At 62.7% G+C, this 15,840-nt stretch carries 16 protein-coding genes; 11 read left to right on the top strand and 5 right to left on the bottom strand.

The window, feature by feature from the left end:
• Positions 1–21: 21 nt before the first annotated feature.
• Both garD and ACF8GF_RS16860 read left to right on the top strand, forming a co-directional pair.
• A complete protein-coding gene (gene garD / locus ACF8GF_RS16865; RefSeq protein WP_339533527.1) occupies positions 22–1,575 on the top strand; it encodes a galactarate dehydratase in 1,554 nt (517 codons plus the stop codon).
• A 58-nt stretch (positions 1,576–1,633) separates the two neighbouring features.
• Positions 1,634–3,214 carry an aldehyde dehydrogenase (NADP(+)) gene (locus tag ACF8GF_RS16860; RefSeq protein ID WP_176683272.1) on the top strand — a complete coding sequence of 527 codons (1,581 nt, stop codon included), beginning with the start codon at positions 1,634–1,636 and terminating at the stop codon, positions 3,212–3,214.
• Positions 3,215–3,347: 133 nt separating this feature from the next.
• Here the strand turns inward: ACF8GF_RS16860 and ACF8GF_RS16855 are convergent, their stop codons facing one another.
• Positions 3,348–4,097, bottom strand: coding sequence for a FadR/GntR family transcriptional regulator (locus tag ACF8GF_RS16855; RefSeq protein WP_003247694.1), 750 nt, complete (start codon positions 4,095–4,097; stop codon positions 3,348–3,350).
• Between the two features lie 199 nt (positions 4,098–4,296).
• Here ACF8GF_RS16855 and ACF8GF_RS16850 point away from each other — a divergent pair, with 199 nt between their 5' ends.
• The 3 genes from ACF8GF_RS16850 (at position 4,297) to ACF8GF_RS16840 (ending at position 6,422) form a co-directional block, all read left to right on the top strand.
• Positions 4,297–4,947, top strand: a complete 651-nt coding sequence (locus ACF8GF_RS16850) for a DUF998 domain-containing protein (RefSeq protein ID WP_392461433.1) — start codon at positions 4,297–4,299, stop codon at positions 4,945–4,947.
• A gap of 74 nt (positions 4,948–5,021) precedes the next feature.
• Positions 5,022–5,351 (top strand): hypothetical protein, encoded by a 330-nt coding sequence (locus ACF8GF_RS16845; RefSeq protein ID WP_176683270.1) that lies wholly within the window; start codon positions 5,022–5,024, stop codon positions 5,349–5,351.
• A gap of 162 nt (positions 5,352–5,513) precedes the next feature.
• Positions 5,514–6,422, top strand: coding sequence for a LysR family transcriptional regulator (locus ACF8GF_RS16840; protein ID WP_176683269.1), 909 nt, complete (start codon positions 5,514–5,516; stop codon positions 6,420–6,422).
• Here ACF8GF_RS16840 and ACF8GF_RS16835 read toward each other — a convergent pair whose 3' ends face one another.
• The gene (locus tag ACF8GF_RS16835; RefSeq protein ID WP_392461435.1) at positions 6,423–6,941 is read right to left on the bottom strand and encodes a DMT family transporter; all 519 of its coding nucleotides are present in this window, start codon (positions 6,939–6,941) and stop codon (positions 6,423–6,425) included.
• 195 nt (positions 6,942–7,136) lie between these two features.
• On the opposite strand from ACF8GF_RS16835, the gene ACF8GF_RS16830 reads away from it, so the two are divergent.
• The 3 genes from ACF8GF_RS16830 (at position 7,137) to ACF8GF_RS16820 (ending at position 9,404) form a co-directional block, all read left to right on the top strand.
• Positions 7,137–7,646, top strand: a complete 510-nt coding sequence (locus ACF8GF_RS16830) for a MarR family winged helix-turn-helix transcriptional regulator (RefSeq protein WP_176683267.1) — start codon at positions 7,137–7,139, stop codon at positions 7,644–7,646.
• Between the two features lie 334 nt (positions 7,647–7,980).
• Positions 7,981–8,745 (top strand): hypothetical protein, encoded by a 765-nt coding sequence (locus tag ACF8GF_RS16825; protein ID WP_392488028.1) that lies wholly within the window; start codon positions 7,981–7,983, stop codon positions 8,743–8,745.
• 20 nt (positions 8,746–8,765) lie between these two features.
• Positions 8,766–9,404, top strand: a complete 639-nt coding sequence (locus ACF8GF_RS16820; protein ID WP_392488027.1) for a peroxiredoxin-like family protein — start codon at positions 8,766–8,768, stop codon at positions 9,402–9,404.
• 80 nt (positions 9,405–9,484) lie between these two features.
• On the opposite strand, the gene ACF8GF_RS16815 is transcribed toward ACF8GF_RS16820, so the two are convergent.
• Positions 9,485–10,066 (bottom strand): hypothetical protein, encoded by a 582-nt coding sequence (locus ACF8GF_RS16815; protein WP_392488026.1) that lies wholly within the window; start codon positions 10,064–10,066, stop codon positions 9,485–9,487.
• Between the two features lie 215 nt (positions 10,067–10,281).
• Here ACF8GF_RS16815 and ACF8GF_RS16810 point away from each other — a divergent pair, with 215 nt between their 5' ends.
• Entirely contained in the window at positions 10,282–12,414 is a 2,133-nt protein-coding gene (locus ACF8GF_RS16810) for a TonB-dependent receptor (RefSeq protein WP_392488025.1), read from the top strand.
• Between the two features lie 84 nt (positions 12,415–12,498).
• On the opposite strand, the gene ACF8GF_RS16805 is transcribed toward ACF8GF_RS16810, so the two are convergent.
• Positions 12,499–13,791, bottom strand: a complete 1,293-nt coding sequence (locus ACF8GF_RS16805; protein ID WP_176683262.1) for a sorbosone dehydrogenase family protein — start codon at positions 13,789–13,791, stop codon at positions 12,499–12,501.
• Positions 13,788–14,216: a DUF2231 domain-containing protein gene (locus tag ACF8GF_RS16800; protein ID WP_339444145.1), complete on the bottom strand. Its 429-nt coding sequence runs from the start codon at positions 14,214–14,216 to the stop codon at positions 13,788–13,790. The genes ACF8GF_RS16805 and ACF8GF_RS16800 overlap by 4 nt, the downstream gene beginning before the upstream one ends.
• Before the next feature lie 164 nt (positions 14,217–14,380).
• On the opposite strand from ACF8GF_RS16800, the gene ACF8GF_RS16795 reads away from it, so the two are divergent.
• Both ACF8GF_RS16795 and ACF8GF_RS16790 read left to right on the top strand, forming a co-directional pair.
• The gene (locus ACF8GF_RS16795) at positions 14,381–14,668 is read left to right on the top strand and encodes a hypothetical protein (protein ID WP_209965356.1); all 288 of its coding nucleotides are present in this window, start codon (positions 14,381–14,383) and stop codon (positions 14,666–14,668) included.
• Positions 14,669–14,995: 327 nt separating this feature from the next.
• Positions 14,996–15,840 (top strand): T6SS effector BTH_I2691 family protein (locus ACF8GF_RS16790; RefSeq protein ID WP_392519751.1); only part of this gene is annotated, 845 nt, incomplete at its 3' end.

The raw sequence follows: 15,840 nt of genomic DNA, 5'->3' as shown, positions 1-15,840 counted from the left end.
CCTGACAAGTAGGGCCCAAACATGCAGTTGATCGAACATTCCGACTCGCCCCGCTACGTCCGCCTGCACGACGACGACAACGTCGTTGTGGTCGTCAACGACGGCGGCTTGGGCGAAGGCGCCCGCTTCGCCGACGGCCTGACCCTGGTCGAAGGCGTGCCGCAAAGCCACAAGGTGGCCACCGTGGCCATCGCCAAGGGCGAGCCGGTGCGCCGCTACGGGCAAATCATCGGCTACGCGCTGGAAGACCTGCGCCAAGGCAGCTGGGTGCAGGAAAGCCAGTTGGCCATGCCGGCCGCCCCGGAACTGGACAGCCTGCCGCGCTGCGACGCCGTGCCACAGCCGCTGCCGCCGCTGGAGGGCTTCACCTTCGAGGGCTATCGCAATGCCGACGGCACTGTCGGCACCCGCAATATCCTCGGCATCACCACCACCGTGCAATGCGTGACCGGCGTGCTGGAACATGCGGTCAAGCGCATTCGCAACGAGCTGCTGCCCAAATACCCCAACGTCGACGACGTGGTGGCCATTACCCACAGCTACGGCTGCGGCGTGGCAATCAACGCCCGCGACGCTTACATCCCGATCCGCACCGTGCGCAACCTGGCGCGCAACCCCAACCTCGGCGGCGAGGCACTGGTGATCAGCCTGGGCTGTGAAAAACTGCAAGCCGGCCAGGTGATGCACGACAACGACCCGTCGGTGGACCTCAGCGACCCATGGCTGTACCGCCTTCAAGATGCCAGCCTTGGCTTTGTAGAAATGATCGAGCAGATCATGGACCTGGCCGAAACCCGTCTGAAGAGGCTCGACCAGCGCCGCCGCGAAACGGTCCCGGCCAGCGAACTGATCCTCGGCATGCAATGCGGTGGCAGCGACGCCTTCTCGGGCATCACCGCCAACCCGGCACTGGGCTATGCCGCGGACTTGCTGGTCCGCGCTGGCGCCACTGTGCTGTTCTCTGAAGTGACCGAGGTGCGCGACGCGATCTACATGCTGACCTCGCGCGCGGAAAACCAGGACGTTGCCGACGCGTTGGTGCGCGAAATGGACTGGTACGACCGCTACCTGCAGCAAGGCGCCGCCGACCGCAGCGCCAACACCACGCCGGGCAACAAGAAAGGCGGGCTGTCGAACATCGTCGAGAAGTCGCTGGGTTCGATCGTCAAGTCGGGCAGCGGCGCTATCCAGGGCGTGCTCGGCCCAGGCGAACGGGTCAACCGAAAAGGCCTGATTTTCTGCGCCACCCCGGCCAGCGACTTTGTCTGTGGCACCTTGCAACTGGCGGCTGGCATGAACCTGCACGTCTTCACTACCGGCCGCGGCACCCCTTATGGCCTGGCCATGGCACCGGTGGTCAAGGTGTGTACCCGCAGCGAACTGGCCCAACGCTGGCCCGACCTGATCGACATCGACGCCGGTCGCATCGCCAGTGGTCGCTCGACCATCGAGGAGCTGGGCTGGGAGCTGTTCCATTACTACCTGGACGTGGCCAGCGGCCGCAAGCAGACCTGGGCCGAACAACACCGGCTGCACAACGACATCACCCTGTTCAACCCGGCGCCCATTACCTGATGCCGCAGCCCTGACCACGCATTCACACACTCCACCCTCAAGCCCACAGGAGCACCCCATGCCTGAGATCCTCGGCCATAATTTCATCGCCGGTCAGCGCAGTGCCGCTGGCCCTCAGCGCCTGCAGAGCCTGGACGCCAGCACTGGCGAAGCCCTGCCCTACAGCTTTGCCCAGGCCACCGAAGCCGAAGTGGACCAGGCCGCCAAGGCCGCTGCAGCAGCCTTCGCCGAGTTCCGCCAGTTGGCCCCGTCACGTCGGGCCGAGTTCCTCGACGCCATCGCCGCTGAACTCGACGAACTGGATGACGCCTTCGTCGCCATTGTCTGCCGCGAAACCGCACTGCCCGTCGCCCGTATCCAGGGCGAGCGCGGCCGCACCAGCGGGCAGATGCGCCTGTTCGCCCAGGTGCTGCGTCGCGGCGACTTCCTCGGCGCGCGCATCGACCTGGCACTGCCCGAGCGCCAGCCGCTGCCACGCGTAGACCTGCGCCAGATGCGCATCGGCGTGGGCCCGGTCGCGGTGTTCGGTGCCAGCAACTTCCCGCTGGCCTTCTCCACCGCCGGTGGGGATACCGCCGCCGCCCTGGCTGCAGGCTGCCCGGTGGTATTCAAGGCGCACAGCGGCCACATGGCCACGGCCGACCTGGTTGGCTGCGCCATCGTGCGCGCCGCTGAGCGTACCGGCATGCCCAAGGGCGTGTTCAACATGGTGTTTGGTGGCGGCGTGGGCGAGTGGCTGGTCAAGCACCCGGCCATCCAGGCGGTTGGCTTCACCGGCTCGCTGAAAGGCGGTGATGCCCTTTGCCGCATGGCCGCTGAGCGCCCGCAGCCAATCCCGGTGTTCGCCGAGATGTCCAGCATCAACCCGGTCATCATCCTGCCGGGCGCCCTGGCCAAGCGTGGCGAGGCCATTGCCCGCGAGTTGGCGGGGTCTGTGTGCATGGGTGCCGGGCAGTTCTGCACCAACCCTGGACTGGTGATTGGCTTGCAGTCGCCACAGTACAGCCAGTTGCTCGCCGACCTTGGCCAGTACCTGGACCAGCAAGCCGGGCAAACCATGCTCAACGCTGGCGGCCTGTGCAGCTACGTTGGCGGCCTTGAACACCTGCATGCCCATGCCGGTATCGAGCATGTGGCCGGCCAGGCGCAGGAAGGCAACCAGGCGCGCGCTCAGCTGTTCAAGGCCGATGCACGCCTGCTGGTCGAGTCCGACCCGCTGTTGCAGGAGGAAGTGTTTGGTCCCACCACCGTGGCTGTAGAGGTGCAAGACAACGACCAGTTGCGCGACGCGCTGCTAGGCCTGCGTGGCCAACTGACCGCGACGCTGATCGGCGAGGCGGACGACTTCGATGCGTTCGCCTGGTTGGTGCCGCTGCTGGAGGAGAAAGTCGGGCGAATCCTGGTCAATGGCTACCCGACCGGTGTCGAAGTCTGTGATGCCATGGTGCACGGCGGCCCGTACCCGGCGACCTCCGATGCGCGTGGCACCTCGGTCGGCACTTTGGCCATCGACCGCTTCCTGCGCCCGGTGTGCTATCAGAACTATCCGCAGACGCTGCTGCCTGAGGCACTGCGCGACGGCAACCCGCTGGGGCTGCGGCGGTTGGTGAACGGTCAGTGGAGTGACGGGGCGATCTGACTGGTTGCCAGAAACAGGAAAGCCCTGCGCACGGCGGGGCTTTCCTTTTTGACTGTACTGGCCTCTTCGCGGGCAAGCCCGCTCCTACAGGGCTATGTTGCCCTCGAAGAGGCCAGTACAGGCAGCAAAGGCTTCAGGTTCCTTGCGCTTCAGCCGCCTCATGCGCCTGGCGCAAGCGCTCGCGGCTGTTGCTCAGGTGCATGCGCATGGCCATCTTCGCCCCTTCGCTGTCACGCCGGGCAATCGCCTCATAGATCGCCTCGTGCTCATGCATCAGGCGGCTCATGTAATGCGCCTGGTCATCATGGGCCAGGCGCGCCGAATTCAGCCGGGTGCGCGGGATGATGCTGGTACCCAGGTGGTTGATGATGTCGGCGAAGTAGTGGTTGCCGCTGGCCTGGGCAATGCGCAGGTGGAACTGGAAGTCCGCCGACACCGCATCAGTGGCGTGGGCCGCCCCCTCGTTGAGTTCGTCCAGCGCCGCCCGCATACCGGCCAGGGCTTCGTCGCTTCGCCGTTGGGCCGCCAGCCCGGCCGACTCGATCTCCAGGGCAATGCGCAACTCCAACACCGCCAGCACTTCGCGCAGGGTGACCACGGTGGCCGGGTCGATACGGAAACCGCCCGTAGCCGGCGCATCCAGCACGAAGGTGCCGATGCCGTGGCGGGTCTCTACCTGCCCGGCAGCCTGCAGCCGCGAAATCGCCTCACGCACCACCGTGCGGCTGACGCCCTCTTCGGCCATGATCTGCGATTCGGTCGGTAGCTTGTCGCCGCGCTTGAGCTGGCCGCTGCGAATGCGTTCGGTCAGCACCGTGACCAGTTCCTGGGCCAGACTGCGCGGCTTGCGCCGGGTCCTTGCCTGTACCTGCTGCTCTGTCATTGCCCTGTATTTCACCTTGAAAGACAGCGTTCATCATAGCGCAAGCGGTTGTACGATCACATACACCCGGTGCGGTATTTATTGCACATCTTTGCCGACCCTGGCCCATGAAAAAACGCGCAGAATCAGTGGCCCATGGTCTGCGCGAGCCTGTACTGTATGCCTTCACGCTCACTGATCCATGGAAGGAATCTACAGTATGAAAACCCTCGACCGCCTTTTGCTCAGCAGTGGCCTGCTGATCCCCCTCTGGCTGCTGGCGGGGGTATGGCTCACGGCCCAGGCCTACCCTGGCTATGATCACCTGCAACAGGCCATGAGCCAGCTTGGCGCGGCAGGCTCGCCAACCCACAGCTGGTCACCACGGGTCAACAACTACCCTCTAGCCCTGCTGTTTGCCCTGTTTGCCTGGGGCCTGGTGCGGCGCTGGCATAGCTCGAAGCTGGCGCTGCTGAGTGCGGGCCTGGTGTTGCTGCATGGCATGGGCAGTTTGGGCACCGGCTGGTTCCCCTGCGACCAGGGCTGCGCACCGGTACAGCCATCTACCTCGCAGCAACTGCATAACCTGTTTGGTCTGCTGATGTTCCTCTCGCTGACTTTGGCCAGCGCCCTGTGGGCATGGCTGGGCAGCCGCATTGCCGGCTCCCGCCCCCTGGCGCTGTTTTCCCTGGCCTGCGTGGTGCTGGCGATCATCACCGTCGGGTTGATGGGCCAGGCGGCGCAGAGCGGTCAGCTGTTCGGCCTGTATCAACGCCTCAACTATGGCGTGTCGGTGCTCTGGGTTGCCAGCCTGGCCTGGACAAGCTTGCGCAAGCCCGCGGCCAGCCCTCTGCGCATGGCGGTGACCTGACGGCAAATTGCTGGCCCACAGCACCGGAAAGCGAAGGCAAACTCCGTTCTCTTTCAGATGCTTAGGACAGCAACATGCGAGTAATTCTAGCAACGATGGCCGGCTGCCTGCTGGCCACCCTCGCTTTCGGCGCCCAGGCCAGGGCACTGAGCCAGAACGATCGCCACACCTGCGGCTGGGGCGCGCAGATAGCCGCCGAAGCCCAGCAGGCCAAGCTTTCCGGGGTAACGCTGTACGCCACACGCAAGAAGCTTCAGGTGCGTAAATTTCCCAAACCGTGGATGCGTATGACTGCCTTCGGCATTACCGAGCAGACGTACAACAGCCGCTCGCGGCTCAAGCCAGCAGCGATAAGGCGGACTTACTTTGAGCAGTGTGTTCAGCATGCGACTGCAAAAAGATAACTCTATATTTATCAGAAAATTACAGATCAAACTTAAAGTCATTAAGTAAAGGCCTAGTGCTGCGAAAGGGCCTTTACCGCCAGCAGTTTGCAGGCACACGCAAGACTCAAGCATTTGTTAAGCTGACCTGAATTGCCAGACTTGACCAAGGCCATTCACCCAATGGATGAACTGCGCAAGATCGACCTCAACCTGCTGCTCGCGCTGCACGCCCTGCTCAGCGAAAAGCACGTGACCCGTGCAGCCTTGCGTCTGCACCGCAGCCAACCAGCGGTCAGCCACGCCTTGGCGCAGTTGCGCAAACACTTCGACGACCCTTTGCTGGTACGCCAAGGCGGCCGCATGGTCCTCACTGCCCGCGCCCAGTCGCTGGCACAGCCACTACAGGATGCACTGAGCAATCTCGACAGCCTGCTGGCCACCCCGCTGTTCGACCCAGCCCGGGCCCAGCGCCGATTCCGGCTGTCGCTGTCCGACTACGCTTCGCGCATCATCCTGCCGCACCTGCTGCGCCACCTGCGCCAAGTCGCGCCCGGAGTGGACCTGGCCATCAGCCAGGCCAGCCGTGAAACCATGTTGGCGCAGTTGCTCGATGGCGAACTGGATCTGGCCCTGGGCCTGTTCCCCGAACTGCCTCAGAACATCACCGCCCAGTCCCTGTTTGCCGATCGTTTCATCAGCGTTGCCGATCGCCAGGTCCTGCCTGCCAGCGGCGGCATGGCCTTGGAAGACTGGCTGGCACGCCCACATGTATTGATGGCCATGCGTCCGGATGCTTTCGATGAGATCGAGCGTGCGCTGGCCGCCCGGGGCCTGCAACGCCGCATTGCCCTGGCCTTGCCACACTGGAGTGCGGCGGTTGAAGTGCTGGCCGGCACTGACCTGATCCTGACGGTGGCCAGCCGCGCAGTGGGGTCGTTGCGCCAGCACAGGACACTGCGCCAGTTCACGCCGCCACTGGCCATTCCCTCCTTCGACTATCAGCAAGCCTGGCACAACCGCAAGGACAGTGACCCCGGGCACCGCTGGCTGCGCGAAACCGTATGGGCCTGTAGCCAGCCAGGGCGCTGATCAGTTTTCCTGCCCTTTCACAGCTGCCGTGGAAGGGGCCGGTGACGCTGTCGCCCAAGTGCCCTGTACCAGCATTACTCCGCACAGGATCAGCACCACGCCGGCCACCCTGGCCAGACTGAGCGGCTTGCCACCCAACCCCATCACCCCATAGTGGTCGGCAAGCACTGCCGTGATGATCTGCCCTGCCACCACCAGTACCAGGAACCCTGCTGCGCCAAGTTTAGGGGTGAGGGCTGCGGCGCCGGCTACATACATTGCCCCCAGCACGCCACCAACCCACAACCACCAAGGCCCCTGCAGGGCCTTTCCCATGTCTGGCGCCGGCACCCGGATAATCAGCAGGGCAGCGATTACCACCAGCATGCTTACCGTCAACGATGTGAAAGCCCCCCACAGCCAGTGCCCAAGTGCCCGGCCTGCCGCAGCATTACCGGCAGCCTGAAACGGCAACACGGCACCGGCAAGCAACGCCATGGCCACAGGAAGCGCCAGCAGAAGCATTGATTTACTGAACATGGCAGTCCTCATCCAAGGTATCGATGGCCACCATGATGGTGCATTCCGCAGTACTGATAGAAATCAAAATCCTGCACTTGAACTATTCGTACCCTGCATAGTGAAACATCCCTTTTGTCCAGCGTGCGCATGCTGTCTTCACCCTGAGACATCTGTGCTGTTGACTTAGTAAGGCACCAAGATAAACTGCGCCTTATGAATACGCTTGAGAACAAGCATCACATCATGCTCGATGCACTGACCGAGGCCCCCGCTGACGCCAGACAGAACGTGCGCCTGTGTTTCGAACTCCTGTCCGCTGCAGCGGCCATCAACCGGGTATGCGCCGCACGGTTGGCCCGCCATAACCTGTCGGAAGGGCGGTTCGCAATCCTCCTGACCTTGCAAGGCGCAGGCGGCCGCCTGGCACCGCTGGAGCTGGCAACGCGCCTGGCAATCACCTCGGGCACCGTAACCGGCCTGCTCGACGGCCTGCAGGGTGATGGTTTTATCAAGCGCCGCAAGGACGCCCATGACCGTCGCAAGCTGAGCATCAGCCTAACCTCGGCAGGCATAGCGGTACTCGACGCCGTATTCGCCGAACACACCGACTGGATCGGCACGATCATGCAGTCACTGGACAACACGCAACGCGACGCCCTGTCCATCACGCTACAGGCACTCTCGGCCAGTCCTGCCCTGGCACTGCCACCGGACAAGCACTGAACCCAAGGCACACCCGCAAGACCACATGGAGGTGGATAATGTTGCAGAATCAGAGTGTATTGGCCCGGCTTGGCAGGAAGCCCCGGGTACATAGCGAACACGACCAACCAAGTCGTCGCCAACCTTGGCTCGAGGCCTGCCTGCCAGCGGCACTTTACCGGCGACTGTTCATCCGCCGCCTTGCCAGACAGCCACTGGCCATCGAGGGTTTCAGCTTTCGCCCATCGAAGATTCGGCACTGGGCCGTCCACTGGAGGATGTGCACATCAACGAGGCTGTACACGTGCCTGGCCGGTCATCGAGTGCACCGTGCCACCGCCATGGAACCTCAGCAATGAGCGACGACCGAAAGTCCCTGATCGACCTTGGCCAACTGCCAACCCGCAACCTGGCCGAGTGCCTGGCGGTGGATCAAGCCGCCCTGGTCAACGCCTTGGCAGGCCAACTGCCCGCAGCGGTGGTAGAGCACCTCGCTGCCAGTGCAGACCAGGCCCAGGCACTGGGCCTGTCAAAAAAAGTGGCGGCCATTGGCCTGGCGCTGGGCAAGTGGCTGGAGCAGGCCCCCGAGCCTTTGCGCCAGCAGGTGTTCGAGCAATGCTGCACGCACCCGTCCGATACCGTGCGCAGCTGGGCGGCGTTCGCCCAGGCGTACCTTGCACGCTCGCAGCCTGTGGAAGATGCCCTGCTGGCGCAGTTTCGCTTCGCCCGCGATGAGCATTTCGGCGTGCGTGAATGGGCCTGGATTGCCCTGCGCCCGCGCCTGGCCCAGCACCCTGAAGCCGCCCTGGCGCTACTTGGTCGCCATACCGGCGATGCAGACCCACTGGTGCGTCGGTTCTGCATCGAGATCCTGCGCCCGCGCGGCGTTTGGTGCGAGCACATTGCCACGCTCAAGCAACATCCAGAAGTGGCCGAGCCGTTGCTGGTACCGCTGCTGGCCGAAGCCGAGAAATATGCCCAGGACTCGGTCGCCAATTGGCTCAATGATGCCAGCAAGACCCGTCCCGACTGGGTACTTCAGCTGTTTCAGCGCCATCCCCCGGCCTGCAAGGCCTCGCAGCGCATACAAACCCGTGCTACCCGAAGCCTGCCCCAGTGAACCATCACAAGGAAACAAGCATGTCACTCAAGGAAAAACTCGACGCCGTCAAACAGCAGATGACCCAACTGCCCACCGAGGTGCTGGAAAAATTTGGCGCCTCGCTGCAAGCCCTGATCGCAAGGCATCCTGAGGACCACGTGCTCAAAGCCGGCGACAACGCCCCGCTGGCCGTGCTGGAGGATGCCGATGGCAAGGCCGTGGACCTGCGGGCCCTGCTGGCACGCGGCCCGCTGGTACTGGTGTTTTACCGCGGCCTGTGGTGCCCGTTCTGCAATGTAGTGCTCAGCGAATACCAGCAGATGGCAGGCGATCTGGCCGCCAGCGGTGCCACGCTGGTCGCCGTCTCCGCCCAGAGCCGCGCTGCCACCCTGAAAACCCGCGAATCCCTGGGCGTGCGCTACCAACTGCTGAGCGATCCGGGCAACCAGCTGGCGCGCCAGTACGGCATCGTCTTCGAGCTGGAGCCAGAACTGGAGGCGGTATACCGAGCACTTGGCGCCGACCTCAAGGCACTGAACGAATGCGACGACGTCAGCCTGCCGATGGCCAGCGCTTTCGTCATCGGCCAGGATGGCCGCATTCGCCATGCCTTCGTCAATGTCGACTACTCCGAGCGTGCCGAACCCCAGGCTTTGATCGAAGCCGCGGGCCACTGAGGCCCGCTCCCCGGCACCGGGCTGCCCGGACCGTAAATGGCCGATCGTAGGCGAGTAACCGAGGTCGGCAACGGCTGAGGTCAGCGCGAGGTTTCGACGCGCAGCACTTCGGTGTAGATCGCGTCGACCGTCTGGCCAACCTTGAGGTTCTTCATCCGTTTCTGCAGGTCTGGATTCTCGACCTTGACCACCTGCAGCTTGCCCTCCGGCGGCAACAAGCTCACCTCATGCGTGTTGAGGTCGATCTTCTTGATCTGAGAGGTAACCTTGACCTGGCGGAACGCCTCGCCGCCCGGGTTGGGGTTTTGCTCGGTTGCACGGATGGTACCGGACTCTTCAGTTGCTTTCGGCGCCCCACCCACGTCCGGATTGAGCACATAGGCCACGGCGCGTGTCACGTAGATGTCGACTTGGTCACCGACTTTCAGGTTGGGCAGCGCCTTGGCCTTTTCGGTCAGCTGGAACGTCACATCCTTCTTCTCGTCAGGGCCTTTCACCGTGACCTGGCGGGTGGCCAGGTCGATAGCCGTTACCTGTGTGGTGACATGGCTTTCCAGCGCCTCGCTCCCGATGGGGATGCCGGCAGCCTGTACCGTGAAGCTGGCAGCAGAGGCCAGCGTGGCAAGGGCTACAGCACGAGCGAGAGTAAGAATGGGGTTCATAGGCGTGCTTCCCTGTGATCAAGTCCGAATAGGCGCGTGAAAGGCTCACGCGCTATCAAGCATAGCCATTACCTGCCACCTTGCCGGCCCTCTCGGTGCGCGACGCATTTCGGCGCCGAACCACTGTTACAGCTAATACGAATTCTTTACACTTGCTTTACATTTGCAAATCATTACTATTCGTGACTCCCGATAACAACAAAGAGTCGCCTGTAATGGCAAAAAGGTCTGTTGCCCCAGCATCCATTTCCATGCTGGGCCTGCTCGTTGTGCCTGCTGTACACGCTGCCGCCCAAACCGATGCGCAAAGTAGCCTCGCCCTGCCCGCCACCGCCGTCACCGGCGTCTATGAGCAGCAAAGCTACAAGGCCAGTGAAAGCCGCACCGCCATGAAGATCGACGCACCGCTGCGCGATATCCCGCAAACCGTCAACGTCGTTCCCGAAAGCGTGATCAAGGACCAGGGCGCACAGTCCATGGAAGACGTGCTCAAGAACGTGCCCGGCATCGGCCTGTCAAACGGTGACGGCCAGCGCGACCAGGTGACCATCCGTGGCTTCAGCGCCATTGGCGACATGTACATCGACGGCGTGCGTGACGACGCCTTGTACTTCCGCGACCTGTCCAACATCGAGCGCGTCGAGGTGATCAAGGGCCCGGCCGCGGTGCTGTATGGCCGTGGCTCCTCGGGCGGGCTGATCAACAGCATCAGCAAGAAACCAAGCTTCACGCCCAAGCGCGAAGTCGGCATGAACTTCGACAGCGAAGGCAAACGCCGAACCCAGTTCGACACCGGCTGGGCCGACCCGCAAAGCAACCAGGCCTACCGCGTAACGGGTGCCTTCGAAGACAGCGACACCTTCCGCGATGATGGCTACATCGACCGCAAGGCCATCGCACCGTCGGCCTACTTCCGTCTCTCGGACGACCTGGAACTGAACCTGGGCGCCACCTACCTGTACGACAAGCGCCTGATCGACTTCGGCATCCCGGCCCTGGGCAACCGCCCGGTGGACGTGGACCGCGACAAACGCTTCGGCTCTGGCGATGCTGACCAGGATTACGCCCGCAGCGAGGTGTTCTCGCTTACAGCCAGCCTGGACTACCGCATCAACGACAACTTCACCCTGACCAACACCAGCCGTTACTACCGCTACGACCTGGACCGCAACAACACCTTGGCCGACAGCAGCCCGACGCGCTTCGTCACCGCGCCTGATGGTGAACTGCTGATCAAGCTCAACCGCGGCAACGTCGCTCGCGATGAGTACGGTGTGTTCAACCAGACGGAGCTCAAGCAACAGGCGCAACTGGCCGGCATGCAGCACAACCTGCTGTATGGCGTGGAAGCAGGCTTTCAGGACAAGTACCAGCGCGTGCTGAGCCAGACCAACGTGGCCCAGGTACCGGTTTACCGCGATGCCTTGGTGCCGGTACCGGACCATGCCGCCAACCTGTCTTCCAAGGGCACCAACTTCCAGCAGACCACCGGTCTGTACGTGCAGGACATGATCGAGCTGAACGCGCACTGGAAGGCGTTGGTCGGTGTGCGTTATGACATCTTTGGCCAGGAGTACGACGACGACCGCGTGCAGAACATCGACCTCGATCGTACCGACAAGACCTGGAGCCCGCGTGCCGGCCTGGTCTACCAGCCAGACGCATTCCAGTCCTACTACGTGTCGGTCAGCCGCAGCTACCAGCCTTCGGGCGAAGTGTTCGCGGTGAGCCCGAGCAACCAGCACCTGGAGCCGGAAGAAACCACCAACTATGAAATCGGCGCCAAATGGGACCTGCTCGACAGCCGCCTGTCACTGACCGCCGCAGTGTTCCGCCTTGAGCGCACCAACATGAAGACTGCCGACCCGGCCAACCCCAACCTGACCGTATTGGCTGGCGAACAGCGTACCGATGGCTTCGAAGCCACCGTCAGCGGGCATCTCACCGACAAGTGGCAGATCTATGCCGGTTACGCTTACCTGGACGCCGAAATCACCAAGTCCAACAGCAAGACCAATGGCGTCGCGAACGAAGGCCAGACCCCTACCCTGACGCCGCGCAACAGCGCCAACGTCTGGCTGGTACGTACCCTGACACCGGAGTGGCGTGTGGCCGCCGGCGCCAACTACGTCGACGAACGCTACACAGCGCTCGACAATGTGGTGGTGATGCCGGGCTATACCACCTTCGACGCCGCGCTGCTGTACAGCGTGCCGCAATGGGATGCTGCGCTGCGCCTGAAGAACGTGTTTGACCGTGACTACTATGCCTCGGCACATGGCTCGGTCGACCTGATCACCCCAGGGGCACCGCGCACGCTGGAAGCCAGCTTCAACTACCGCTTCTGACCCGTGTGCAATGCTTGCCAGTCAGCAATTGGGCCGCTCTGCGGCCCATCGCCAGCAAGCTTTGCCGATTTGCCCCGATAGCATTCAGCGATTACGCGTCACCCGCCACACCGTATTCGCCAGGTCATCGGCAATGATCAACGCCCCACGCGGGTCCACCGTCACCCCAACCGGTCGCCCCCGGGTCTTGCCATCCTCACCGCGAAAGCCCGTGGCGAAGTCGATCGGTTCCCCAGCAGGCTTGCCATTGCTGAACGGCACGAAAATAACCTTGTACCCCACCGGGTTGGGGCGGTTCCAACTGCCGTGCTCGCCCACGAACACACCGTCGGCAAAGCGCTCGCCCATTGCCGAGGTCGAGAAGTCGACACCCAGTGCAGCCACATGCGAACCCAGGCTGTAATCCGGCTTGATCGCCGCCGCCACCTTGTCCGGGTTCTGCGGCCGCACCCGCTCATCCACATGCTGCCCCCAGTAGCTGTAAGGCCAACCATAGAAGCCCCCTTCACGTACCGAAGTGAGGTAGTCCGGCACCAGGTCGGGGCCCAGCTCATCCCGCTCGTTGACCACCGTCCACAACTGCCCGGTCTGCGGCTGAATGGTCAATGCCGTCGGGTTACGCAAGCCGGTGGCATAGGGCCGGTGTGCGCCGGTCTCGGCATCGACCTGCCAGACCATGGCCCGATCGATCTCTACCTCCAGGCCGCGCTCGGTGATGTTGCTGTTCGAGCCGATACCCACATACAAGTAGCGGCCATCCGGGCTGATGGTCAGCGCCTTGGTCCAATGGTGGTTGATCTCGGCCGGCAGGTCGGTGACCTTGGTTGGCGGGCCGTCGGCCTGGGTCTGGCCTTCCTTGTAGTCAAAGCGTACCAGCGCATCCTGGTTGGCTACATACAGCTTGCCGTTGGCATAGGCCAGGCCATACGGTGCGTTGAGGTTTTCCGCAAACACGGCCTGTACCTCGTAGTTGCCATCGCCGTCAGCATCGCGCAGCAAGGTCAGGCGGTTGCCACCCTTGACCTGGGTATTGCCCTTGGCCTTGATCTGGCTGGCGATCACATCCTTGGGCTTGAGCTTGGCCGCGCTCCCCCCCCTACCCTCAGCCACCAGAATGTCGCCATTGGGCAGCACCAGGCTCTGACGCGGGATTTTCAGGCCAGTGGCAATGGCCGTGACACTGAAGCCCTCCGGCACTGTCGGTTTCAGCTCACCCCAGGCAACCGGCTGCGCAATCTTCATATCTGGCAGCAAGCCGCGCTGAGGCTCCGGCAGCTTCGGGTCCGGGCCATGGGCCTGGGTCGGCTCGCCGTCGCCACCACAGGCACCCAACAATAGCGCCACGCTCAACAGGCTGAACGCATGCAAAGGCTTCATGCCACACCTCCTGAGCGCAGGTTGCTCAAACCGATCCAGGCGGCCACCACCGCGAGCACTGTCACGATTACCGACAACACTAGCCCAGAAGGCATCACCGCCCAGGCGTCCTTGGCATGCTCGAAGGCATTGATCAGCCCAAGCACCCAGGTCACCAACAGCAGCACGAAGTACAGCGTAGCGCGCCCGCCCTTGCGCTCGGCGCGGATCAGGTTGGCCAGCGCGAACAATAGTGCCAGCCCACAGAACACCAAGGCACCGGCGATCAGCCAAGCAGCGAAGTTGCTCCACTGAATCTGGTAGCTGTTGTAGTAGGCGAGATCGCTCAACAGCGCGCCAAGGAACAACGGCACACTGCCTGCCAGCAGCAAGGCATGCAGCGGGCTGGGCGTACAGCGGTAGAGGGTTTGATCTGATGCGGTCACGGTGCCTCCTTTTCATTCAGTGACCCAGGGCTGATGGTCTTGCGCCATCAGGTAAGCGCAGGGTGCGCTTAGCAAAGGAGCCTCTTGACGCCGAGATAGTTCACCGCTTCGCTGTAATGAAATATCCTGCAAGGCATTTGCTGCCAAGTGCAGAAGGGGAATACATGAGCAGGCCAACTACGTCCTGGGTACTGGCCACCCTGTTAGGCCTCAGCCTGGCACTTACCGCTGGTTGCTCCAGCAAAGCCAGCCAGGCACGCTACGCCACGCCTGCAGTGGGCTCCAACTGCTTCGCCAAGGCCGTCCCCACTATCGGTGAAGGCGGCCTGGCCTGGGGCAATACATTGAGCATTGCGCAACAGAAATCGCTGAACAACTGCGTGCGTTATGCCAGCCGCTCGGGAGGCACGCCCAGGACTTGCCAGGTAGTGCTGGCCAAGTGCAAGAACTGAACATATAAAAACTTACTGCAAGAAACTTCCTACAAACACACTGCAACTTTTCACACGAAGCTGCGCAAATACAATATATATTCAAATAAAATCTTACACTTTCAAACTCGACCAAAAAGCAGCGTTCGAGGCATTGTCTTTCACTTGAGTTCCAGGTACTAGGCCACCCGTTCATCTCAGCAAGTAAGTAGGAAACTTCTTACAGCATAGATCTGGGGCTTAAATCCAGCACAGTATGAATAACGCTATTTCAGTCTTGTCAGTACTGAAACTTGCCGCAGTGCGTCTCTGGTTCGAAAAGACTGTCTCTCTGAGCAAGGAGCTCGCATGACCAATGCCTCCGTCAGCAGCGCCACCTCCGGTCCAGCCTGCAGCGCACGTATACCCATCCTGCCAGTGCGCTACGCCATCGTGCCACGCACCGGCGACACGCCCGCCTGCCGCTATGCCGATGCAGGCTTCAACCTGGAACAAGGCTTCCCCACGCTGCAGCACTCGGCCTATACCCTCCGCGCTTTGCGCCCGGGCTATGTCTACGTGTTCATGAAAGGCCCTCAGGGCGAAAAGCTGGTCATTCATGAGCACGTCGGCGTGGGCCTCTACAAGGAGCTGCGCTACCAAGGGCTGGAGGACTATCACCAGCGTGGCCGCTACCTCTCCGGCCAGAGCACCGGCTGGGTGTGGGCCGACACCTGCCAGGACTCCGCCAAGGAAGTATGGATCGGCTACAGCCCGCACCTGTGGACCAACGCCATCACCGCCCGTATCACCGGTTCGCCAGCCCTGCGCAAACGGCACATGCGCCAGCTGGACATGGCCGAGCTGGTGAGCGGCAACCAGGTGCCGTCCACCCAGCCCCATGTGTTGCCAGTGAGTGCCCTGCAAACCTGGGTCGAAGACTTCAAGCCAACCGAGCGGCGCATGCCGCTGACCTGGAGCAGCGACCCGGTCACCGAAACATTGCCCATCGGCAACCTCAATGCCATCGCCCGCCACTACCCCTGGACCCAGCCGAAAGTGCCGGTGGTAGTGGCGCTCGCCGACGCCGAAGGCATGGCCCTGGACCTGAGCCTGTCGGTCTCGGCCTACCAGCATCAACTGCGTGACCTGATGCCGGCCGAGCAACTGGAACACACAAGACCCGCCCAGCCTCCCGAGCAGGAGCGCGTGCC

The sequence above is a fragment of the Pseudomonas sp. yb_5 genome, from assembly GCF_043103865.1.
GTDB classification, from domain to species: domain Bacteria; phylum Pseudomonadota; class Gammaproteobacteria; order Pseudomonadales; family Pseudomonadaceae; genus Aquipseudomonas; species Aquipseudomonas putida_Y.
Note: the sequence above shows the minus strand (reverse complement) of the source record. Positions and strands in the feature narration are given on the sequence as shown.

Excerpts from the sequence above, each read along its gene's own strand:
- ACF8GF_RS16860 (WP_176683272.1), top strand. The coding sequence starts at position 1,634 with ATGCCTGAGATCCTCGGCCATAATTTCATCGCCGGTCAGCGCAGTGCC.
- ACF8GF_RS16810 (WP_392488025.1), top strand. The coding sequence starts at position 10,282 with ATGGCAAAAAGGTCTGTTGCCCCAGCATCCATTTCCATGCTGGGCCTG.
- garD (WP_339533527.1), top strand. The coding sequence starts at position 22 with ATGCAGTTGATCGAACATTCCGACTCGCCCCGCTACGTCCGCCTGCAC.
- ACF8GF_RS16820 (WP_392488027.1), top strand. The coding sequence starts at position 8,766 with ATGTCACTCAAGGAAAAACTCGACGCCGTCAAACAGCAGATGACCCAA.
- ACF8GF_RS16855 (WP_003247694.1), bottom strand. The coding sequence starts at position 4,097 with ATGACAGAGCAGCAGGTACAGGCAAGGACCCGGCGCAAGCCGCGCAGT.
- ACF8GF_RS16805 (WP_176683262.1), bottom strand. The coding sequence starts at position 13,791 with ATGAAGCCTTTGCATGCGTTCAGCCTGTTGAGCGTGGCGCTATTGTTG.
- ACF8GF_RS16850 (WP_392461433.1), top strand. The coding sequence starts at position 4,297 with ATGAAAACCCTCGACCGCCTTTTGCTCAGCAGTGGCCTGCTGATCCCC.
- ACF8GF_RS16840 (WP_176683269.1), top strand. The coding sequence starts at position 5,514 with ATGGATGAACTGCGCAAGATCGACCTCAACCTGCTGCTCGCGCTGCAC.
- ACF8GF_RS16795 (WP_209965356.1), top strand. The coding sequence starts at position 14,381 with ATGAGCAGGCCAACTACGTCCTGGGTACTGGCCACCCTGTTAGGCCTC.
- ACF8GF_RS16830 (WP_176683267.1), top strand. The coding sequence starts at position 7,137 with ATGAATACGCTTGAGAACAAGCATCACATCATGCTCGATGCACTGACC.
- ACF8GF_RS16815 (WP_392488026.1), bottom strand. The coding sequence starts at position 10,066 with ATGAACCCCATTCTTACTCTCGCTCGTGCTGTAGCCCTTGCCACGCTG.
- ACF8GF_RS16825 (WP_392488028.1), top strand. The coding sequence starts at position 7,981 with ATGAGCGACGACCGAAAGTCCCTGATCGACCTTGGCCAACTGCCAACC.
- ACF8GF_RS16845 (WP_176683270.1), top strand. The coding sequence starts at position 5,022 with ATGCGAGTAATTCTAGCAACGATGGCCGGCTGCCTGCTGGCCACCCTC.
- ACF8GF_RS16835 (WP_392461435.1), bottom strand. The coding sequence starts at position 6,941 with ATGTTCAGTAAATCAATGCTTCTGCTGGCGCTTCCTGTGGCCATGGCG.